The 21,131-nt window shown below is 71.1% G+C and carries 15 protein-coding genes; 5 read left to right on the top strand and 10 right to left on the bottom strand.

Annotation, left to right across the window (positions count from 1 at the left end; translation table 11 throughout):
* Nucleotides 1–213: 213 nt before the first annotated feature.
* Together ACZ3YO_RS21465 and ACZ3YO_RS21460 are read right to left on the bottom strand one after the other, a co-directional pair.
* Nucleotides 214–5,355, bottom strand: a complete 5,142-nt coding sequence (locus ACZ3YO_RS21465) for a tetratricopeptide repeat protein (RefSeq protein ID WP_465571520.1) — start codon at nt 5,353–5,355, stop codon at nt 214–216.
* Complete coding sequence (locus ACZ3YO_RS21460; RefSeq protein ID WP_465571517.1) at nt 5,352–5,747, bottom strand: hypothetical protein; 396 nt, start codon at nt 5,745–5,747, stop codon at nt 5,352–5,354. Before ACZ3YO_RS21460 ends, ACZ3YO_RS21465 begins: the two co-directional genes overlap by 4 nt.
* A 369-nt stretch (nt 5,748–6,116) precedes the next feature.
* On the opposite strand from ACZ3YO_RS21460, the gene ACZ3YO_RS21455 reads away from it, so the two are divergent.
* Nucleotides 6,117–6,272, top strand: a complete 156-nt coding sequence (locus ACZ3YO_RS21455) for a hypothetical protein (RefSeq protein WP_465571514.1) — start codon at nt 6,117–6,119, stop codon at nt 6,270–6,272.
* 417 nt (nt 6,273–6,689) lie between these two features.
* Here ACZ3YO_RS21455 and ACZ3YO_RS21450 read toward each other — a convergent pair whose 3' ends face one another.
* The 7 genes from ACZ3YO_RS21450 to ACZ3YO_RS21420 form a co-directional block, all read right to left on the bottom strand.
* Nucleotides 6,690–8,006 (bottom strand): helix-turn-helix transcriptional regulator, encoded by a 1,317-nt coding sequence (locus tag ACZ3YO_RS21450; RefSeq protein ID WP_465571511.1) that lies wholly within the window; start codon nt 8,004–8,006, stop codon nt 6,690–6,692.
* A gap of 246 nt (nt 8,007–8,252) precedes the next feature.
* Nucleotides 8,253–9,344: an NUDIX domain-containing protein gene (locus tag ACZ3YO_RS21445; RefSeq protein WP_465571509.1), complete on the bottom strand. Its 1,092-nt coding sequence runs from the start codon at nt 9,342–9,344 to the stop codon at nt 8,253–8,255.
* 83 nt (nt 9,345–9,427) lie between these two features.
* On the bottom strand, nt 9,428–9,754 hold the full coding sequence (locus tag ACZ3YO_RS21440) for a MazG-like family protein (protein WP_465571506.1): 327 nt from the start codon (nt 9,752–9,754) through the stop codon (nt 9,428–9,430).
* A gap of 445 nt (nt 9,755–10,199) precedes the next feature.
* Entirely contained in the window at nt 10,200–10,607 is a 408-nt protein-coding gene (locus ACZ3YO_RS21435) for a hypothetical protein (protein ID WP_465571503.1), read from the bottom strand.
* Between the two features lie 426 nt (nt 10,608–11,033).
* Entirely contained in the window at nt 11,034–12,125 is a 1,092-nt protein-coding gene (locus ACZ3YO_RS21430; protein ID WP_465571500.1) for a cytochrome P450, read from the bottom strand.
* A 217-nt stretch (nt 12,126–12,342) separates the two neighbouring features.
* Complete coding sequence (locus tag ACZ3YO_RS21425; protein ID WP_465571497.1) at nt 12,343–13,005, bottom strand: response regulator; 663 nt, start codon at nt 13,003–13,005, stop codon at nt 12,343–12,345.
* Nucleotides 13,002–14,162 (bottom strand): sensor histidine kinase, encoded by a 1,161-nt coding sequence (locus ACZ3YO_RS21420; protein ID WP_465571494.1) that lies wholly within the window; start codon nt 14,160–14,162, stop codon nt 13,002–13,004. Before ACZ3YO_RS21420 ends, ACZ3YO_RS21425 begins: the two co-directional genes overlap by 4 nt.
* A 454-nt stretch (nt 14,163–14,616) precedes the next feature.
* Here ACZ3YO_RS21420 and ACZ3YO_RS21415 point away from each other — a divergent pair, with 454 nt between their 5' ends.
* On the top strand, nt 14,617–16,104 hold the full coding sequence (locus tag ACZ3YO_RS21415; RefSeq protein ID WP_465571491.1) for an alpha/beta hydrolase family protein: 1,488 nt from the start codon (nt 14,617–14,619) through the stop codon (nt 16,102–16,104).
* 165 nt (nt 16,105–16,269) lie between these two features.
* On the opposite strand, the gene ACZ3YO_RS21410 is transcribed toward ACZ3YO_RS21415, so the two are convergent.
* Entirely contained in the window at nt 16,270–17,595 is a 1,326-nt protein-coding gene (locus tag ACZ3YO_RS21410; RefSeq protein WP_465571488.1) for a DUF6271 family protein, read from the bottom strand.
* A 740-nt stretch (nt 17,596–18,335) separates the two neighbouring features.
* On the opposite strand from ACZ3YO_RS21410, the gene ACZ3YO_RS21405 reads away from it, so the two are divergent.
* The 3 genes from ACZ3YO_RS21405 (at nt 18,336) to ectB (ending at nt 21,101) form a co-directional block, all read left to right on the top strand.
* Nucleotides 18,336–18,956, top strand: a complete 621-nt coding sequence (locus ACZ3YO_RS21405; RefSeq protein WP_465571485.1) for a response regulator transcription factor — start codon at nt 18,336–18,338, stop codon at nt 18,954–18,956.
* 44 nt (nt 18,957–19,000) lie between these two features.
* Nucleotides 19,001–19,591: a helix-turn-helix transcriptional regulator gene (locus ACZ3YO_RS21400; RefSeq protein WP_465571483.1), complete on the top strand. Its 591-nt coding sequence runs from the start codon at nt 19,001–19,003 to the stop codon at nt 19,589–19,591.
* Nucleotides 19,592–19,799: 208 nt separating this feature from the next.
* Nucleotides 19,800–21,101 (top strand): diaminobutyrate--2-oxoglutarate transaminase, encoded by a 1,302-nt coding sequence (gene ectB, locus ACZ3YO_RS21395; RefSeq protein WP_465571480.1) that lies wholly within the window; start codon nt 19,800–19,802, stop codon nt 21,099–21,101.
* Nucleotides 21,102–21,131 lie beyond the last annotated feature (30 nt).

Genomic DNA, 21,131 nt, shown 5'->3' with positions numbered 1-21,131 from the left:
TACGGTCACGGGGAGTGGCGTGCACGTGCGACAACGGGGCGCCGAATGCTCCGCTGCCCGCGCCGGGTCCGTTCCTGGAACGCCTGGTCAGTCTATCCACGAGCCGCCGGCTCGGCATCGACGCGCGAGCCGTGGTTCAGGCCTCCTTGACCGGACGGACCGGGAGCACAGCCGGGCTGTTATCGACTGCCTGTGTTTCCCACCGCTGCAGTACTAGCCTTTCATCCGGTCACGGAAGGTTGCGAGGTCGCGGAGTGCCGCGGCAAGCCGGCGCTCGGACTTCTGCCCCGAGTCATTCAGGCGGCGCCAGATGGCGACCGCTTCCCCTGTCACCACTGCGGCCTTGTCGGGTTGCCGCATCTGCCAGAAGAGATTGCCGAGGTCGTGCAGCGTCTGGGCCAGGTCGGGCAGATAGGCCGAAGGGTGTTGTTCCGCCAGGCGCCTGTACGCGGACACCGCCTCCTCTGTGATCGCGAGGGCGCGCGCACACTGCCCCGGACGCGCCCTGGCCAGATTGAAACCGAGAGCGGACAAGAGCCCGGCAAGCGCGTCCTCGAAGTACGCCGCGTCCTCCTCGGCGAGCCGTTGCCGCACGGCCACCGCTTCGTCCGCGACTGCCAAGGCTTCGTCGAACCTCTCCAGCGTCCCCAGGACACCTCCCAGGGCGGCCAGCGAAAAGGCGAGGTCAGGTTCATGGCCCGCTGGATGGAAGTTGGCGAGTCCCCGGCGGATTGCCACCGCCTCCCCCAGATCGGCCCGGGCCCTCTCCAGGTCCCCGACGACGGCCGATATCGCTCCCAGGTCATGCAGCGAGAAGGCCAGCACAGGCTGGTACTTCGCCGGATCGGACCGCGCGAGACGTCGACGGATTGCCACCGCCTGCCCGAAGGCGTCGCGGGCCGCACCCCGTTCGCCTGCTTTGCGACGACAGTCGCCGAGCAGGTGCAGAGCCCCGGCCAGGTCCGGTTCGTAGGTGACGGGATCGTAGCGGGCCAGCTTCTCCAGCAGGTCCGCGGCCTCTTCGGCGATCGCCGAGGCTTCGTCGCGGCGTTTGAGCTCAGCCAGCTTCGTGGCGAGAATCTGCAGGTTGTCGGCGAGGTCCGCCTCGCCGGCCGGGTCGCCTGCCACCAGCCGCCGCCTCAATGCGCTCGCCTCGACGGTCACGCTCAGCGCGTCCGCAGGCCGTCCCGCCGCCCACAACCGTGCGGCTAGGCCGTGCAGCGTGGCACTGAGCACGGGACCGAAACCGGCCGGGTCGCTGCCCGCCAGCCGGCGGAAGATCTGCGCGGCCAGTTGTGTCTCCGTGACGGCGTCCTGCGCGTTTCCCAATTCGAGGAGGTCGGCGCCGAGGTTGTTGAGCGCGATGGCGAGGGATTCGAGATGCGTGGCGGGATCCTGCTGGGCCAGATGGCGGTATATCAGCACTGATTCCTGCGTCAGGCGCAGCGATGCCTCGGATTGTCCGAGCTCTGACAAGAGTGTGCCGAGCCGCAGCAGCACCATGGCCAGATGGGGTTCGTTCGTCTCCGGGGCGTCCTCAGCCAGCCGCCTGAGCAGCGCCAGACTCTCCATGGACGTGGTCAGGGATTTCTCCTGCTGCCCCGCGTGGGACAGGCGCAGGCCGAAGTTGTACAGGGTGATCGCGAGGCGCTGCTGGTGATACGGCGAGCCCCTCTCGGCGACCTTTCGGTAGAGCAGTACCGCTCCTTCGGCCGCGGACAGGGCGTCCCGGTCCCGGCCTTGCTCCGCCAGCCTGTTGCTGAGGTTGTTCAGCGCGTTGGCCAGGTCGGGCTCATGGATGACCGGATTGGTTTCGACCAATTGCGAGAGAAGCAGCACGCTGTCCTCGCATGCCGCCAGGGACTCCTGCAGCCGTCCCGTCGCCGCCAGGTCGTTGCTCAGGTTGTACAAGGCGATGCCAAGAGCCGGACGGTGCGCCTCCTCATCGGCCTCCGACAGCCAACGAAGGATCGTGACGCCCTCCTCGGTCGCCGCGAGGGCCTCCTCATGTCGGCCCATAGCGGTCAATGCGGAGCCCAGCTGGCTGATCAGCACTCCGGCGAGACGGGGGGCAACCGCCGCCGGCTCCGGCTCGGCGAGGCGCCGCAGCAGGGCGACGGCTTCCTCGACCAAGACGAGTGCCCGGCCTTGGGACCCGACGTTCAGACAGGCGGTGCTCAGCTCGCGCAGGGCGGCTGCCAGGTCCAGTTCATGACCTGGTGCCGCCGGGGCGTGCTGTCGGTACAAGGAAACGGCTTCCTCGGCGGAGCAGAGTGCCTTCTCCCACTCGTGTGCCTGGGCCGCACAGGTCGCCAGGTCGCGCAGTGCTCCCGCCAGGGTGGTGGCGTAGACGGCCGGATCGGATGCGGCCAGTCGACTCAGGATGCCGACCGCTTCCTCGGCCCGTGCGATGGCCTCTCGCGGGTTTCCGGCGAATGTGAGGGCATTCGCGGAAGTGAGCAGCGCGGCGGCGAGTTTCCCGATGGACATCGGGTCGGTGGAGAGCGAAGGCCGTAGCAGCGCTACCGCCTCCTCTGCTGCGGCGGTGACGTCCTGCGGCTGGTCCCCGGCGTTGAGCAGACTGCTGCTGAGGGTGACCAGTGCGTTGGCGAGCCTCGCCGCATGAGCCGGCGGATTGGTGGCGGCCAGGCGCCGTCCGACAGTCACGGCCTCCTCGGCCGCTCGTACCGCCTCCCGGTGGCGATGCACCGTCCCTAGCCACTCGGCGAGACGGACCAACACATCGGCGAGTGGCGCGGCATTGGCCGCGGGACGTTCCGCAACCATTCGCCGGCGCACCGCCACGGCCTCCTCGGCCGCTGTCACGGCCTCCTGGAAACGATTCGCCGCGTTCAACGCCAGGCTCATGAAGCTCATCGAGTTGACGAGGGCCTCTGTGAGGGCGTCGGGCTCTTCCTCGACGAGGCGCCGCGCGAGGGCCACGGCCTCCTCTGCCACGGACACTGCCTCATGGCTGCAACCGGTCGCCACCAGAGCGAACCCGAGCGTGACAAGCGCTGAAGGAAGGTTCCGACGGTGGGCCGTCGGGTTGACTTCGGCCAGCCGGCGTTGCAGTGCCGTGGCCTCCCGCGCCACCGCGAGGGCTTCCGCCGGGCGCCCCGTCTCCTCCAGACCGATCGCGAGGTTGTTCAGAGAAGCCGCGAGATCCGGTTCGTAGGCCGGCGCGTTGCCGGACGCCAGGCGGCGCCACAGGGCAACCGCCTCCCGGGTGGCGGTCAGGGCGTCCTCATGCCGGGCGACGTCGGCCAGCCCGGCGGCGAGGTTGCCCAGAGCACCAGCCAGACCCTTGCCGTCCGCGTCGGGATTGCCGTCCACCAGGAGTCTGTGCACCGTGACGGCCTCCTCGGCCGCGGCCAGTCCCTCCTCAGGCCGTCCGGCCCACGCCAGATGCGCGTTGAGGTTGCTCAGGACCTCGGCCAGAGCCGGCTCGAAGTCGTCGGGGTCCAGCGGCGCCAAAACCCGGAGGAGTTCCACGGCCTCCTGGGTCGCGGTCAGTGCTTCCTCACGCCGCCCGAGCCGTGACAAGCTCGTACCGAGGTTCCGCAGTGCGCTTGCCAGTCTCGCCGCATGAACGGCGGACGTCCTGAGGTAGCCGGGATCGGGGGTGGAGCGGCCTTGGGTCTCGGCAAGGTGCCGGGACAGGGCGGTCGCTTCCTCTGCCGCGGACAGGGCTTCCTCTCGCCACCCCGCGTTGGACAGGCGCAGGCTGAGACCGATCAGGACGTCGACCCGGCTCGCCGGGTCCTGGGATCCTGCGAGACGGTGCTGCGCAAGGCGCCTGGCGACCGCGGCGATTCCCGTGTCGAGGTCGACATGCCGATGTCCGGGGAAGTGCTCTTCGACGGCTTCCAGCAGTTCGGGCCTGATGCCGTCGAGAGCGGCGAGTGCCGTGAGAGCCGCGCCGCCGGCGGCGACGGCGAGCCCCGGATCCTCCTCCAGCAGGGGATACAGATACCCGGGACCGAGGTGGGGCCAACGCTCCGCCGCAGCGGTGAGGAACGTGACCGCGCGGGGCACCCACGGAGCGGGAGCGGCGTTCCCTTCGCGGTTCAGCAGCACGGTGGCGACCGGTCCGGCCCACCCCTGCGCCGGATAATCCACCGGATGACCGGGGAAGGTCAGCGCGAGGAAGTCCTCCGCGAGGCGGTCGGGGTAGAGAGGTTCCAACACCGTCTGTGAGAGAGGCCGGGCCGGTGGGTAACAGGCGGCATGATCGGTGATGATCTGCTCGGCGGTGATGCCCTGGGAGGCCGTCCGGAGCGGCGGCTCCTGGAGCACTGCGGTGCCGGTGGGCCGGTCCAGCGGGCCTGTGAGGGCAGCGGCGAACACCGTTCGATTCATCACCTCGGGAGGAGTGCGGAACGTCCGCCCTGTGGGATCGAGTTCATGGGTGGCGTCGCCGTACAACCGCTGCCAGTGCAGGTGTTCGCGGTCCAGGAGGTAGACCGTCAGTCCCGCGGCATCGCTGGGCGGGCGATGACCGCTGTCCCGGGCGTCGACCGCAACAAGGGCGGCCATGTGCACCGCCAAGGTCAGTCCGAACTCCGGCTGGTCCAGAAAGCCCGGTAAGGAGATGCCGGAAGCCGGGATGGCGTATCGGGCGGCGAAGCTGTCGCGGGCCGCGGCGAACATCTCGGCACGTCGGTCCGACTCGCCACCGCCGTCCGGCAGAGAGGGCAGGACGTGGGCCGAGACGGCCGTCTGATAGTTGGCGAGCGCGCCCCGTAAGGCGGGCCACAGATCGGCACTGCGGGCCAGCATCAGGACACGTGTGCGCACCGTCGGCCGATGGAGCACGGCGTTGCTCAACAGCCAGGTCAGATGCGTCAGCGGCCACCGGTCGGCGTAGTCCACGAGCAGCAGTAGACCGCACATGCCGTCAAGACCCAGATCCTGGCTTCCCGGAGGCGGATAGACGGTGCCCGGACCGTGCGTGGCCGTGACGACCTTCCAGCCATGGTCGAGCGAGTCCCGCGCGAACTCGGACGCCAAGCGGGTCTTGCCTTGGCCTCCGGGAGCATGCAGCCACCGCACAGCCATTCGCGGCCCTGTCTCACGCCACCGGCACAGGTCGGCGAGTTCCGCTTCGCGCCCGGTGAAGCCGACGACGGCGAAGCGGGCATTGAGCATACGGCTGGGCAGCTCCCGCAGGAATTCCGGGTCCACCGGTTCCGGCGGATGCCAGTTCTCCAGGAGGTACAACGGAACACCGTCGCCGAAGACATGGATGTCCGCACCGATCGCACCGTAGGCGAAACCGTTGTCCGCCCGCACCGTCTGCCGCGCGTCCGCGGGTTCCCCCGGATGCCCGGATCCCGGGGGCGAAGGCTTCATCGGCTGTGGTCCACCGCCGTTCCCTGAGGCGGTGCGGGCGGCGGACTCACAACCCCGGGGTGGTAGTGGACGTTGACGGTGCTGCCGGGGCCGAGCGCACCGTACGCCGAGCCGCCGTCGCGCGCGACGACGTGCTGCACCCACTGGTGCCGGACCGCCGGGAGTAACGGCTGGACCTCTTGGATCAAATCCCTGAGACCGCTCTCGGTGTCAGGACGGTCGCGCAGCAGGTCGACAAGGTCGTCCCGCCACCGGGCGACCTCCGCCTCGCGGACGGCCTCTGCCGCTTCCGCCCTCTCCACACGGGCCAGGCTGCGCTCCAGCTGCGCCTCGACGTTCTGCTCGGAGTCACCCCGGCGCCGGAACAACGCGACGGCCCTGGTTCTGGCCATCTGCCAAGTACTGGTGGCCATCGCCGCGACAAGGGTCGTCGCACCGGTCATCGCAAGGGCCGTCACTGGGTCGGACACCAGAAGCCTCCGGCTCGTTCCTCCACGGCGCCCCGATCCGGACCGCCGCCAGCATCGCGTTCCCGTCCATCATGCCTCGACGATGGCCTTTCGGCGAAGGGATTCTGACTGTCCGTCGGGACAGCTGTGGCGGGAATGGCTTCGGATGTCGGCGGCATCCACCTGGCCCCCCGGATGGCGTCCGCCGACGTTGGATCGCCCAGGCAGGACTCAACACGCCGACAGCTCGTAGAGGCCCGCCGCGCTGCGCAGCGGCCGGTCGGGCGTCGTCGGGTCGGAGCGGGCGCGGTCATGCCGGCCAGCCGGTCGAGGTCCGAGGTGATGCGCCGGATCATCGCCGGCCTGTCGCTCGAACTGGAGCAGGCCAAGGCGGAACCCGGCGCCGCCGCCGGTGTGGCCCGGCTACCCGTCCGGACCGGCCAGTCGGGGACGGTGAGGCGGGATTAAATGTCTGCGATCAAGGCAGAGGGCGCCGTATGGTCATGAACCTCCCAAGGGGGAGAGGAGGTTCACCAGAGATGGGATTGTTCAAGGACACACCGCCCCGCGAGCATCCTGAGTACACGCAACTGCGCTTCATGGCAGCCGGATCACCGTCATGGTGGAAGCAGAACCGGCACAAGGTCCTGGCGATCGCAGGACTCCTCGCCGGGCTCTGGCTCGCCGGACACCACCACGACGCCACCCCCAAGACGTGCGCTCCTGCGAGCACATCCAGCACTTCTCGCTGATAGCGGCGCGAAGCCCGGTCCCCGCGACCCGCATGGGGCCGGGCTTCGCAGACTGGCGCTTGGCAGCCTCCTGGCGACGGCAGCTCGGATCCTCTGCGGTCGCTGGTTACCGCGACTCTGATCTGAGTATCCGTCACGCAGCCCGGACGCGCTCGATGAGATCGGCGACGCCGTCAACCTGGCGGTACGGCTTGAACGCCGGCGCAAGTTCGCGGACCAGGCTGACGCACCGCTCGGCGCCGATGCGGGTGGCCAGATCGAGGGATTCGGTGGTGACGGCGAGAGCCTGCTCGACGTCGTTGGATTGCAGGAAGCCCTTGGCCTGGTAGGTCAGGAAGATGCCACGCGTCTTGTCCCGGGCCGTGGGCAGGAGGGCCAGGCCCTCGGCGATCCTGACGTGCGCCTCGTCGGCCCGGCCGAGATCGAGCAGGCACTGGCCGGAGTCGACCGCGAGGTCCGCGGGGCTCATCCACGCGCACCAGCCTGGCGCGGGGTCGCTGGCCCGCGTCGACAGTGCAGTCTCGGCGTCGGACAGGTCGCGGTAGCACGCGGAGCGTTCGCCGAGCGCGGCGTAGGCCCTGGCCCGCCGGAGGAACAGCAGCGACCGGGCGGTGGGGTGCTTGGTACCGGACAGTGCGTGGCCGAGCTGGTCCACCGAGACGTTCGGTTGGCCGATCCAGTTCGACTGGTAGGCGAAGTCGGAGAGCACACCGGCGCCGAAGTCGCGGTCGCCTGCGGCGTTGGCGGCTTGCAAGGCCCCCGCCCAGAGCTTTCCCGCAGCGAAGTGCTTGCCCTGGTCGAAGCGGTGCCAGCCGCAGGTGGTGGCCAGTGACGCGGCCAGGAGGTGCAGCCGCTTGGCGACGGGCTCGGCGTGGCCGCCGCCCTCGATCAGGTCGGTGACGGTGGCGAGATGAGCGTCCATCAGCTTGATCGTGTGCTGGCGCTGTTCGGTGGGCAGCGTCGTCAGCTTCGCGCTGGTTTCCTCCAGCCAGTCCACGAGCCCGGGGTCCACGGCCGTCCTGCCGTCGAGGGCGGAAGTCAGGCGATCGGGCTCGATCGTGGCCCACTGGGCGGCGAGGCCGGCCAGCGAGACGGCGCTGAAGGTCATGAAGCTGCGGCGGTCCATGGCGGCTCTCTGTGCATCTCGAAGTGCTTGGACGGTGTACGCCGATCCCAGTGGCAGCGGAACCTCGCGACCGGGCAGCCAATCGGGCCACCCGAACAGCTCCATGCCGGCGATCGGAACGTCGAAGGCTTCCGCGATCAGGATCTGGGAGTCCAGGTTCGGCTGCTTACGCCAGTTCTCCCACCGGCTGACGGCCGTCTTGTCCGCGCCGGAGCGGAGCCCGTGCTTGCGGGCGGCCCGGTCGAGGAACACGACGAGGTCGCTCTGTGACCACCCGCGCAGTTCGCGGGCGTAGGCGAGGGGGTGCCGGATCGGGTCGTCCACGGGGCCAATTCCATCATCGACAGTGACAGGCAGCCTACTGCGCGCGAGCGCGGGACAACCCCGGGACTACAGACAATGCCTTTCCAGGAAAGCGGAGTTGGCGCTGTACTCGACACGCATCGACAAGTTCCCTCGCGAAGCGGAAGGAGTCAGCCCATGAAACGACGCGCGGCGGTCATCGGCCTCGGACACCAGGCACGCGAAGACCACCTGGACGGACCTGCACACCTACCAGCTCGGAACGGGTCACGAGGTCCTCCCGGTGGGCTGGTCGGCCGCTGCGGAGAGCAGCGGCAGGTAGTGGTGCATGTAGGGCGGGACCTTGAGGCCGAGCACCTGGGCGAAGGGGACCATGCGTACGGCCAGGACCTCGTCACCGAGCCGCAGGTCGTCCTCGGGGCCGTCCCAGACGGCGTGCAGGACGCGGGTGAGCGGGGAGACGAGGTCGTGCTGCGGGCCCGGCACCAGCCGGATCCGGCTGATCTCGACCCCGGCTTCCGCGCGGACCTCCCGGGCCGCGGTCTCCTCGGGTGTCTCGTCGGCCTCCCGCCATCCGCCGATCGGGGTCCAGTAGCCTGGCCAGGCGATACCGGGCTTGTCGTCGCGGTGGTGCAGCAGCAGTCGCCCCGCCGGGTCGGTGACGAGGACCATGACGCCCTCGAAGTCGTCCACCGGACCGGGTCGTTCGAGGTAGAGCGCCTGGCCGGAGCGGTGGGCGCGCAGGATCTGCAGGAGTCGCCGGTAGCGGTCCGGGTTCATGTGGGCGCGCCAGTCGTGGGCGGTCTCGAACCGCCACGTGTGCTCGGTGGGATCGAGGCGGATCCGGGCCTGCTGCTCCTCGGTGAGGACGCCGCCGTCGAAGACGTAGCCGCAGACGGGGACGGGGTACTCGGTGCCGGCCTGCTCGTGGATGACGGCGACCAGGCGCTGTCGGGCGATGACCTCGGGGTTCTCCGCGGCGAGGCCGAGGCCCAGTTCCTCCTGCGCCTCGCGCAGGGCGGTGGTGAACGGTGTCTCGCCGTGCTCGACGTTGCCGCCGGGGAAGTTCCACACGCCCGGGTCGATGGTGGACCGCATCCCGAGGACGCGCCCGTACGGGTCGGTGACCAGGAAGCAGCCGTAGGCGCTGGGGCGGGCGATGGTGGTGAGGTAGCCGCCGACCGGCCTCCAGCCGGAGAGGGTCAGCCGGCCGGTGAGCCACTCGATCACCGTGCGCCGGCCCTCGCCGGTCGGCGGAAGCCGGTCCGCGTCGGCCCACTGGTGGCCGTCGTGGTCCGGCGACAGGACGACCGGGTCCGCCGGAGGCCGGCCGCCGCAGGTCGGCCTCCGGCGGCTCACCCGGCTCGGTCCTCGGGCGGCTCGTCGGTCCCTGGGCGGCCGTCGGCAGCGCGAACCCGTGCCGACGACCTGCACTTGGGCGCTCAGGCCGCGGTGCCGTCCTTCGTGTCGCGGGCGGCGACCGAGCGGATGTGCTCTTCGAAGAACCTGCGGGCGTCGCCGCCCATCCGGGTGAGCATCACCAGGGCGGACAGGGCCACGTCGCAGGTCTCCTTGCGCACGTCGTCCCAGTCGTGCGAGTGACCCTTGCGGGGGTTGGCGCCGAGTGCCCCGATGACGGCCTCGGCGACCTCTCCGGCTTCCTCCTGGAGCTTCAGCGCCTGCACGGTCCACCGCTGCTCGTCGCTGCGGTCGAAGTGTGAATCAAGCTTTGTTGCAAGGGAGTTGACGATCTTCCAGGTCTCTTCCATGAGTGAGGATCCTGCCCCTGTTCGAATGGGTCGATCAAGCCGGGCGGTTCCCGGCGAGCCCGGGTCTTTTCGATTTCCGCCGGATGCCGGATGCCGGGAGTTCGCGGGCCCCGGTCGCCGCGCTGTCGCCGGGCGCCGGCCAGGTGTTTTCGAGCACGGCCACGGTCACCGCGTCGGCGAGGCCCGGCCGGCGTCGATCGGGTGTCCTGCGTGCGGACGTTGCAGATGACGACGTGCCTGCTGCGGGTGAGCGCAGCGCGGATCCGGTCTTCGGCGCCGGTGCGGAGCCCGCGCTGTCTCCCGGGACATGCGAACGGGGGCAGTTCACACCTCGGCGTGGGCCGGCAGCTCGCGCGCCGCCTGCTGCGGCGCGGGACTGCAGGCCCTCGAACCCGAGCCGGTCAACCCGGTACGGTGTCGGGCTGGCCGGGTCATTGGTTCACGGTCAGTTGGCGACGACCGTGGCCGTGGTCCTGGTGCGATTGAGCTCGCCGTCGGCGATGTACACCGAAAGGTTCACCGCGGACCTGGTCCACGCGCCATCGGGTGCGGTGCTGCTCACCGGAACGGTCGCGGTCGCCAGAGCGCCGGTGCAGGGGACGTGGACCGAGCCCCGACCGGACACGGTGGATTGTGCGGCCTGCACGGTGATGGCGGCCCACTGGAAGTCCGTGAGGCACCGGTAGGTCACGGAGACGTTCAGCGTCCGGCCGGCATCCGCGACGGTCGCGCCGTTGACGCCTATCGAGATGGTCGCGGCGTGCGCGGGCGCGGTCGCGAGGATCGCACCAGCCGTGGCAAGGGCGGGGACGGCCAGGAATCGGGTGAATTTCGTGCGGACGGCTGATCGCATGACGGCTTTCTCCAGTGGTCGCATCGGACAGGGTGAGGTGATTGCGGGGAGTTCCCGCACCCCATAGTGCGGTCCTTTTCCGGGCAGGGTGTCAGGAGAGTTGGCAGACGTCCAAAATGACGCGGTGATGTGGCGTGGACTCGCCCTGATCTCGTGTTCCAGGTGTCGCGTGAACGCCGTGTATATCGGACGTCAATCGCATCCGTATATGGTTCGCCGTGCAAAATCCGTCCGCCGGAAAAAGGGGAGGGAAAGTTGCGGGAATCGGCCGGCCATTGTCGACGAGATGGCCCACGGCCGCCGTCCGGAGGACGTCGCGGCTCAGGGCGCGCTTGATCCAGATCTGCTGTGCCGGGCGTGCCCGCCCGTTTGCCGCCCCGGTTCCGGTGAGCTGGCCGCAAGCGCCACCCGGACCGCCACGCGGAGTCAGCAGAGGCTCACCGGCAGGGCGACGAGGCCGCGGACCAGCCGGGACTGCCGCCAGACGAGCCGGTCGGCAGGGGACGTCAGTTGCAGACGGGGGAAGCGCTCCAGGAGGACGCCGAGCACGATCTCGACCTCCGCGTGGGCCAGCGGTGCGCCGAGGCAGCGGTGGATCCCGTGGCCGAAGACCGGACTGCCGGCGGGCACCGCGGTGCCGCTGAGATCCACCTCGTCGGGTGCCCACCGCCACGTGGCGATGCTGACCGCGGAGTCGTACCGGAGCAGCTCGTCGACGGCGGTCCGGATGCAGTGCGGGTTGGCGTGCAGGTGCTCCAGCTCGGCCGGGTGCCGGAGCAGCGCCAGCACGGCGTTGCCGATCGCCGCGGTGGTGGTCTCGTGGCCGGCGACCAGTAGCAGCACGGCGAGGGAGAGCAGCTCGTCCTCGCTGAGCCGGTCGGCGTCCTCGTCGTGGACTGCGATCAGGTCGGAGAGCAGCGAGCGGTCCGGGCGCGTGCGCTTGATGCTGATCAGCTCCGACATGTAGCCGGCCACGGCGTGGGACGCAGCGTCGATCCGCTGGTGGTCGCCGGTGGCGAACAAGTCGGTCGACCAGGAGCGGATCGAGGGACGGTCGACCGGGGGAACTCCCAGGAGCTGGCAGATGACGGTGACCGGCAGGGGGCCGGCCAGCTCCTCGACGAGGTCGACCTCGGTGCCGGGCTCCCACATCCCCACGAGCTGCTCGGCGAGCGAACGGATGTAGGGGCGCAGACCGTCGACCCGGGCCGGCGTGAACGCCTTGGTCACCAGCTGCCGGAGCCGGGTGTGCTCTGGTGGATCGGTTGCGAGCATGGTGCGTGCGACGGCTGGATGCAGGGACCGGAGGGGCGGTCGGTCGGCGAAGTACGCGCCGGTGTCCTTCGACAGCGGGGCGGTGAATGCCTGCCGGGCCTCGTCGTAGCCGGTGACGACCGTCGCGGTGGTGGCACCGCCGTCCAACGACACTTGCAGGACGGGAGAGGCCGCGCGCAGGGCGGCGTAGGTGGGGTAGCGGTCGGAGTGGAACGCCGGGTCGGCGAAGGGGGAGGAGGTCATGGTCGGTCCCTATGCCGCTACACATGCCGTCTGCCGCTGGGCGGCCACGGCGGTGCGGACGATGTCATCGGTCGTGTAGTGCTGAGAGACCGAGCGTAGCCACAGCGCGCCTCGGCGCGGAGGCCCCCCGCGCGGGCGGACTCGCCGGTCGCCTGCTGCCGGGTCGGCGCGGATGTGGCGCACCGGGCGGAGGAGAGCCGCGAGGTCTCCGGCGGGGTCAGGCCGGGTGGATGAGGCGGCTTTCGTAGGCGAAGACCACGGCCTGTATCCGGTCGCGGAGTTCGAGCTTTTGCAGGATTCGCCCCAGATGGGACTTCACGGTCGCCTCCGCGAGATACAGGGTGGCCGCGATCTCGGTGTTGGACAGGCCGCAGCCCACCTGGACGAGCACCTCGCGTTCACGGGCGCTGAGCCGGCTCAGCCGGTCGTCGCGGTCGGCGCTGCTGCCGTCGGGGATGTGCGGGCGCAGGTGCTCCAGCAGGCGGCGGGTGATCCGCGGGGAGACCACCGCGTCGCCCGCGGCGACGCTGCGTATCGCGGTGAGCAGCTCCTCGGGCCTGGTGTTCTTCAGCAGGAAGCCCGAGGCTCCGGCGTTGAGTCCGGCGAAGGCGTATTCGTCCAGGTCGAAGGTGGTGAGGATCAGCACCCTGCTCTGCGGGGAGACCCCGATGACCTGTCGGGTCGCCTCGATCCCGTCGGTCCCGGGCATCCGGACGTCCATGAGGACGACATCGGGGCGCAGCTCCCGGGCGAGGCGTACGGCCTGGATGCCGTCCGCGGCTTCGCCGACCGGTGCCATGTCGGGCTGGGCCTCCAGGACCGTGCTGAAGGCCATGCGGAGCAGCGCTTCGTCGTCGGCGATCAGGATGCGGATCGTCATGCGGACCCCGCTCCGCCGCCGCCGAGGGAGAGGCGGGTACGGACTCTCCAGCCGCCGCCCGGAAGGGGGCCGGCCTGCAACTTCCCCCCGTAGGCGGCCGAGCGCTCGCGCATGCCGGGGATGCCGTGGCCGGATGGTGTGGCGCCGGGAAGTGGTGGGCAGGGGCCGCCGTCGGTGACGTCCACGGTGACGGACTCGGTTGAGCACCGTATCCGGACCTTCGCGCGGGTGCCGGTGGGTGTGTGTTTGAGGGCGTTGGTCAAGGCTTCCTGTACCAGGCGGTAGACGGTGAGTTGTGCGGTGGCGGGTATGTGGGTGTGGCCGCCGTGGACCTCGAGGCGGGTCGGCAGCCCGGCAGCGCACATCTGGTCGGCGAGGGTCTCCAGTTGTGCGATGCCGGGCAACGGGTGGCGCTCCGCGTCCGGTTCGTCGGTCCGCAGGATGCCCAACGAGCGCCGCATGTCGGTCAGGGCCTGCCGGCCCGTCTCGGCGACCTGGAGCATCGCGGTGGTGGCCTTGTCGGGTGACCGGTGCTGCGCGTAGACGGCGGCGTCGGTGAGCGCGACCATGACGGACAGGTTGTGGGTGACGATGTCGTGCATCTCCCGGGTGATGCGCGTCCTTTCCTCGGCGGCGGCCAGTCGCGCCTGCTGGTCCTGCTGTTGCTCCAGGCGGGCGGCCCGTTCCTCCAGGGCCCCGAGGTAGGCGCGCGTGGTCCGCACATTCACACCCAGGACGGCGGCGGCGACGACCATCGCGGTGACCGCGACGAACGGGGTCAGGAATGCTCCTTCCGTCGTCCAGCGCAGACAGGCCAGCAGGACCCCTGCCTCCACGACGGCACCGGCGACGAGCGTGCCGCGCCGGCCCGAGTTCGCGGCCGCCGTGTAGAGAGCCACCAGCAAGGCGATGTCCGCCGGCAGTTGGACGTCCATCAGCCACTGGCCGAAGGCCGCGGCTGCCACGGCGCCGAACACCGTGAGCGGGGCCCGGCGCCGCCACACCAGGGGCAGCGCAAGGGCGGCGGTGAGGGCCACGGCCGCCGGCAGCTCTTGCGGCGCGCGTGTGGTCACGACGTTGAGGAGGAGCAGCGCCGGCAACAGCGAGTCCCACACCGTGGGCGGCAGCCGGAGGCCCCAGCGCCGGGCGGCCCTCACCGGTCGCGCCGCTCGCGCGGAGGCCAGGCCGGCGTACCTCGTCAGCCGTAAGGCCGTCCTCGCCCACCGGTCCCGGTCCCGGTGGCGTGCCCGGTGGGCACTGCCGGGTTCCGCGGCCGCCTCGGTCATCGCACGTCCCTGTCGGTTCAGCGTCATGGCGGCCCCGGCCGGGGCCACCACCGCGTACAGCCGCGCCCCGGTCGCTTACGGGGCACGTACGCCTCCGCGCTGCCCGGCACGTACCGCAGCCCTGTCACGGTAGGCCGCGGGCCCGCGAAGCACATGAGTCCACCGGCTGATGGCACCGTGCCGCGATACGACCGCAGGAGGAGTCCCGCTACCTCCCGTGGTCGTAGGGCGGCCGCTGATCCGGCGTGCTCGATTGCGACCCCGGTTGCACAGGGACCTGCCACGGATTGCGACCCCGGTTGCACACGATGGCGACCCGGGATCGATGTGGCAGCGCATCCCCGGCGCCGAGTATGGCCGGGTGACCGAGATCATCGCGGGACTGTCCATGTCCCCTCTGGAATTTCTTGCCGTGCCGGCTGCCGTCGCGCTGGTGGTGGCGCGCTGGCTTCCCCCCGCCGCCCGCCCACGCGTCACGACTGCGGCCGGGGCGGTTCTCCTGCTGTCCGCGATCGCGCTGAGTGTGGCGGGGATCCGCTGGCAGATGCTGCCGGTACTGGCAGGCGCCGCCTTCGCGTTGCCGTTCGCCTTGGCCCCCCTGCTGCGACGCCGTGCCGGCCGGCCGGCGTGGCGGGCCCGCTGGTGGCTGGCGTTGCCGGGATCGGTGGCCTGCATCGGCATGATCGCCACGGGCCCGGTGGCCGCCTGGGCCTTTCCCGTGCCCGTGTTCCCCGAACCGTCGGGCGACTTCGCGGTCGGCACCCGCGTGGTGCAGTGGACCGACCCACGCCGCCCCGAGACCTTCACCGCCGATCCGGACGACCGGCGCACCGTCGTGGTCCAGCTCTGGTACCCCGCCCAGAAGAGCCCCGCAGGCGCGCAGCGGGCCCAGTACCTCGGACGCACGGAGCAGGAGGCGCGCACCGTCTCCGACGCCCTCGCCCGCGGAGTCGGCCTGCCCGGCTTCCTGGTCGACGGTGTTCCGCGTGCCCGCACCCATGCGGTCGTCGACGCCCCGGTGGACAGCAAGGGGGGACGGTTCCCCGTCGTGCTGTTCTCTCCCGGGTCGGGCGGAGTGCGCACCCAGAACACCGCCTGGGCGGAGGAACTGGCCAGCCACGGCTACGTGGTCGCCGCCCTCGACCACCCGTACGACTCCGCCGCCGTCGTCCTCGCCGACGGCCGGACCATCGACACCGAGACCGCCTCCACCGGCGACCCGGACAAGGACGACGAGCTGGCGGCCGGCTGGACAGCGGTTCGAGCCGCCGACCTCGGCTTCGTCCTCACCCGGCTGGAAAGCCTGGACCGAGGTGAGATCGCCGGCCCGCTGACCGGACGCCTGGACACCGGCCGGGTCGCGGTGGCCGGCCACTCCATGGGTGGCGCTGCCGCCCTGCAGGCAGCCCGGCAGGACCGCCGGTTCGACGCCGTCATCGATCTGGACGGCTACCCCCACGGCCCCACCTCGCCCTCCCTCGGCCAGCCGACGCTCGCGCTCACCCAGGCCATCACCCCGGGAACGGACCCGCGCTACATACCCCGCCTCACCGAGGTGCTCGAGTCCGGCGCCGCGACGAGCTACCGGCTCACCATCCCCGGCGCCGCACATCTCACTTTCATGGACGGCCCCCTGTACCTGCCGCCCGTGCCCTCGATCGTCGGCTCCCTGGGCCGCACCGAGAGCCCGCGCGTCGTCGCCGCAGCCACTCTCGCCTTCCTGGACGCCGTTCTCCAAGGCAAACCCGGCGACCTGGCCGGCGTCCTGGCCGCCTACGGCGACCTCAGCGTCTACCACCCGGACAACAGCTGACCGTGCCGCGCTGCTCCGGCACGACAGGTCTCCGGCGAGCCGAGAGCACGGGACCGCAGTGTCTCCCGGCCATCCGACAGGCCGTCGGCCGCGTAGGCGTCGTGTTCCGGCGCGACCCGGCGTCCCGGTCGTCGTCGGCCAGCCGCCGCATCAGGAAGTCCTCGCTCACCCGGCCGCCCCGTCCACGCCGGGGCGGAGGCCCTCTGCGCGGGCGGCGGCCACCATCCCCGCCCAGGCCTCCACCAGGACCGCCCAGCGCCCTGCGTCCTCCTGCGCCTCGTCCAGGAGCTGCTGCCGCTTCCCGGCCACCACGTCCGCGAGTTCGGCGTACTTGCCGCCCAGCTTGCGGTAGGAGCGGTCCAGGACGTCCAGGCAGTGCTCGTTCCCGGCCCGGTCCCAGTCGACGCTGCCCCGAACCAGGTCGAGGATCGGCTCGACCTTCAGCCCGTGCCGCTCGTCCAGCATCCCGCGGCCGAGGTCGATCATCCCGCCGTAGACCGGGTACAGGTACAGCATCGAGAGCAGGAACTTGACGAACCGCATCTGGTAGGAGAGGAAGCCGGCGCCGATGCGACGTTCGGGCGTGTAGTAGTTGACGATGTGGCGGTTGTGGACGACGCCGGGCAGCCGGGCGTGGACCATGGCGTGCAGCAGGGCGTAGTCGCTGCCGATGGTCTCGATCGAGGGCAGCAGCGGCAGCACCTCGTAGGCCCGGTGGTCCAGGGCGATGTTGCACATGTAGACGTCCCAGATGTCGGGCACGCCGACGACGGAGTGGTCGGTGGTGAACGGCTCGGAGCCGGCGCCCTTGAAGGAGACGTCCACCATCGCGTCCCTGTCCTCCTCCGACCACACCGGCGGGGTCCACAGACGCACCAGGTCGCGGTAGACGGCCGGGTCCATCTCGTGGATCTCGCCGATGTCCACGTTGAGTTCGCCGATGAAGGAGCCACTGACCAGCATCACCGGCTTGTCCGCGTCGGCCGGGTCGAGCTCGGAGCGGGACACGCCGGCCACCGCTTCGCCGGCCGGCCGGCCGATCGAGAGCAGCTCCTGGTGGATCGGGAAGACCTTCCGACCGTCGATGACCTGGAAGTCGGCGTCGTCGTTGCGCAGGTGCGCCGAGGTGCAGCCCAGGGCGGCCGCGCCCAGGAAGAGCCGGTTGACGCAGGAACCGTACGCGACGGCCCGCGGGAGCATCAGGTCGAGCAGCAGCTCGGGGTCGGGGGCGCCGGAGCGCTCGGCCACCCGGCGCAGGAACTCCCGCTGCTGCGCCTCGCCGAGGTGATGGACGAACACGCCGGGAGTGGGGGCCAGTGAGGCCACGGCATCCGCGTTCTGCGCGAATTCGGCGGCGTCGGTGGTGTCGAGGACGAGGAGGTGCACCTCGACCCCGAAGTTCGCGACGGCGTAGGCCGCCTCCTCGGCGAGGTCCACGATAGTGCCCGGGCAGGGACGCATGGTGGGCAGGGCGAGGCAGACTCGTTGCATGGTGTGGGATTCTCCGTCTGATCGTCAGATCCATGTGCCCGTCCGAGGATCAAGCCATGGCAATGCCGCATGGACTCGCTCAAAACCGCGGTGAAGTAGTCGAGTTGAGGGCGTCGGTGAGTCCCGAGCGGTGTCAGTACCGGATCGCGGGGCTCCGCAGGACTCATGTGGACGACCTCGTTTCACCACGGTGGACTAGACCAACTTCGGTGTCAACGGGATGCTTTCGGGGATCGGGCGGCGCATGCCGACACTGCCCGATCGGGCAGGCGCGCCTGCCCTCGCACGGACTTCGGCGGGCTCGCCGGGCGGGTTCCGAGGATGCGGTCCGCGCTTCCCGCGTCCACGAGGTCCGCGCCGGACCGGTATCCGGACCTTCGGGCTCCGATACCGGACACCGCCGATCCGGCCGGGCCGGTACCCGGACACGGGCCGGGACCGTCGACGGACGGCCCCGTCCCGTCATGGGGGCATCGCCCCCATGTTTCCCGCATGTCTCCCGGCGCGCCCCGACGGGCGCACGGCGGTTCGCTCCACGGCTGTGCGGCGCGGGACGGTACGCACGGTGGGCGGCGCCGGGCGGGCGGCGAGGGTCGTGTGCGAGCGGCCGCGCAGGTCGGTGCCGGTCCGGCCCGCGGCCGGGTCGGGAAATCTGGGGGCCCTCACCCGATGCCCGCCGGGCGCTCACCGGTCGATGATCTCTTCCTGTCGGGTACGGGCCAGATCCCCAGGAGGAGCCGATGGGCGAACCGGTGAGAGTCAGCATCGTCGCGCAGGACCCGGTGCTGGAGGCCGGTGCGCGGACCAGTCTGCAGCACCACGGCGACATCGCGGTGGCGCCGCCCGGGGAGCCGGCACAGGTCACGGTCATCATGGTGGACCGGGTGACCCCGCAGGTGATGGACACGGTGCGGGCGTCCCGGGAGGCGGACCAGCGCCGGGAGATCGTGCTGGTCGCGACGGAGCTCGCGGCCGGCGACGCGGTCCAGGCGTTCGCGGCCGGCACCCGAGGACTGCTGCGCCGCTCCGAGGCCACCGTGGAGCGGCTGGCGTGGACCGTCGTGGCGGCCGCCGCGGGCGACTGCACGCTCCCGCCGGACCTGCTGGACGGGCTCCTCGAGCACGGGGGCGGCACCCGCCGCTCGGGCGGGGTGGCGGCGCCGGCCGGGTGGGAGCTGTCGGAGCGGGAGCAGGCGGTCCTGCGGCTGGTCGCCGACGGCCGGGAGACCGAGGAGATCGCGCGTGAACTGTGCTACTCGTCCCGCACCGTGACCACCGTCGTGTACGACGTGACCCGGCGGTTCCGACTGCGCAACCGCGCACACGCGGTGGCGTTCGCACTGCGGGCGGGTCTGCTGTGACCGCGGCGACGGCGGCCCTCCCCGCCGCGGGACCCAGGGTGCGGGTGCGGTCGAGCGACGCGGTGGCGCGAGCGGCGGTGGAGGCCAAGCTGACGGTCGCGGGGCTCCGTCCGGTCCGTGCGCCGGAGCCGTCGTCGCGGGACGTGCTGGTGGCCGTCGGCGACACCGTGGAGGGCGCGATCGAAGCCTGCCGGCCCGCCCTTCCGGGCAGCGGCGAGCGGCTGTTGGTGGTGGTGGCCGACGTGCTGTCCCGGCACGGTGTGCTGCGGGCGCTGAAGGCGGGCGCGCGGGCCATGCTGCTCTCCGCCGAGGCGACGCCGACGCGACTGGCGGCGGCCGTCCACTCGGCCCACCGCGGCGAGGGCCGGCTCTCCCACCCGGTGCTGGCCTGCCTGCTCAACGGGTCGCCGGAGCCGGCCGGCACCGGCCGGCGCGCGGGCACCCCGCCGCTGACGGACCGCCAGATCGAGGTGTTGCGGCTGATGGCGGACGGGCACGGCAACGAGGCGATCGCCCGGACGCTGTCCTGCTCCAAGCACACCGTCAAGAACGTGATCTACGAGCTGATGGGCCAGCTGCAGGTGCACAACAGGTCCCACGCGGTGGCCCACGCCGTGCGGACCGGGTTGATCTGACCGGCCGGCCGCCCCGGGACGCCGGACCGGGACAAACGCGCAGCGCCGCGGCGCCGAGCCTGCCACTCGTTCCCTGGCGCCGTGCCGCGGTCCGGCGGCACGCTGCTCCTGCCCATGTCCGTCCGGCGGGCATGGCCGCCCTCCCTCCACCCGCGGACGCCCGCCCCGAGCGGTCCCCCGCGGGTTCGATCCCTGCCGAGAGGACCCGATGGACATCGCCGAGGACACCCCGAACACCGGCCAGGAGTCTTTGCCGGAGCACGAGTTCAAGATCTTCGAGGAGCTGGAGTCGGAGGTCCGGCTGTACTGCCGCAAGTTCCCGGCCGTCTTCGAGCGGGCCAAGGGTGTCGAGCTGCACGCCGAGGACGGCCGGACGTTCACCGACTTCTTCTGCGGCGCGGGGACACTCAACTACGGGCACAACAACGACTTCATCAAGGCCCGGGTCGCCGGGTACCTCGCCGCCGACGGCATCGCGCACGGCCTGGACATGTACACCGTGGCCAAGCGGGAGTTCCTGACCGCCTTCGCCGACACCGTGCTGCGGCCCCGCGGGCTGGACTACAAGGCGCAGTTCACCGGCCCGACCGGGACCGACGCCGTGGAGGCCGCGCTCAAGCTCGCCCGCAAGCACACCGGCCGCACCGGCGTGGTCGCGTTCACCGGCGCGTACCACGGCATGTCGCGCGGCTCGCTCGCGGTGACCGGCAGCCGCCGGGCCCGCCGGGCGGGCGGGGTCAGCGGGCAGGACGTCACGTTCATCCCCTACGAGGACGGTCCGCAGGGCCCGTTCGACTCGATCGGATACCTGGAGCGGATGCTCGCCGACCGGTCCTCGGGCGTCGACCTGCCGGCCGCGGTGATCCTCGAGCCGATGCAGATGGAGGGCGGTGTCTACCCGGCGAGCAGCGCGTGGCTGCGGGATCTGCGCGAACTCACAGAGCGGCACGGGATCCTGCTGATCCTCGACGAGATCCAGTCGGGCTGCGGCCGCTCCGGCCGGTTCTTCTGCTTCGAACACGCCGGGATCGTCCCGGACGTGGTGACGCTGTCCAAGTCGCTCAGCGGCTACGGGCTTCCGCTGTCGATGGTGCTCTTCAAGCGGGAGCTGGACGCCTGGGAGCCCGGTGAGCACACCGGGACCTTCCGCGGCAACCAACTGGCCTTCGTCGCCGCCACCGCGGCCTGCGAGCTGTGGCGACAGGACTCCTTCCACACCCACCTCGCCGCCGCGATCGAACGCCTGGACCGGTTCTGCGGCGAACTGGACGAGCTGGGGCAGGACCTGGTGACGCGCGGATGCGGGATGGCGCTCGGCATCGACCTCGGCGCCTCCGGTGGCCCGCTGCGCGCCGACCGGCTGCAGCGCCACGCCTTCGAGCAGGGGCTGATCGTCGAACTCTGCGGCCGCGACGACGAGGTGGTCAAGCTGCTGCCACCGCTGACCGTCGACCTCGCGCTCCTCGACCGCGGCCTCGACGTGCTGCTGCAGGGCCTGCGAACGATCTGACGGACCTGACGTACCGCCAAGAAAGGAGGA

This window comes from Kitasatospora sp. NPDC022785, from assembly GCF_055561295.1.
Note: the sequence above shows the minus strand (reverse complement) of the source record. Positions and strands in the feature narration are given on the sequence as shown.

Bases quoted from the DNA above. Each gene is read 5' to 3' on its own strand.
- ACZ3YO_RS21465 (WP_465571520.1), bottom strand. From the start codon at position 5,355: ATGAAGCCTTCGCCCCCGGGATCCGGGCATCCGGGGGAACCCGCGGAC.
- ACZ3YO_RS21460 (WP_465571517.1), bottom strand. From the start codon at position 5,747: ATGGCCAGAACCAGGGCCGTCGCGTTGTTCCGGCGCCGGGGTGACTCC.
- ACZ3YO_RS21455 (WP_465571514.1), top strand. From the start codon at position 6,117: ATGCCGGCCAGCCGGTCGAGGTCCGAGGTGATGCGCCGGATCATCGCC.
- ACZ3YO_RS21440 (WP_465571506.1), bottom strand. From the start codon at position 9,754: ATGGAAGAGACCTGGAAGATCGTCAACTCCCTTGCAACAAAGCTTGAT.
- ACZ3YO_RS21435 (WP_465571503.1), bottom strand. From the start codon at position 10,607: ATGCGATCAGCCGTCCGCACGAAATTCACCCGATTCCTGGCCGTCCCC.
- ACZ3YO_RS21430 (WP_465571500.1), bottom strand. From the start codon at position 12,125: ATGACCTCCTCCCCCTTCGCCGACCCGGCGTTCCACTCCGACCGCTAC.
- ACZ3YO_RS21425 (WP_465571497.1), bottom strand. From the start codon at position 13,005: ATGACGATCCGCATCCTGATCGCCGACGACGAAGCGCTGCTCCGCATG.
- ACZ3YO_RS21415 (WP_465571491.1), top strand. From the start codon at position 14,617: ATGTGGCAGCGCATCCCCGGCGCCGAGTATGGCCGGGTGACCGAGATC.
- ACZ3YO_RS21410 (WP_465571488.1), bottom strand. From the start codon at position 17,595: ATGCAACGAGTCTGCCTCGCCCTGCCCACCATGCGTCCCTGCCCGGGC.
- ACZ3YO_RS21405 (WP_465571485.1), top strand. From the start codon at position 18,336: ATGGGCGAACCGGTGAGAGTCAGCATCGTCGCGCAGGACCCGGTGCTG.
- ectB (WP_465571480.1), top strand. From the start codon at position 19,800: ATGGACATCGCCGAGGACACCCCGAACACCGGCCAGGAGTCTTTGCCG.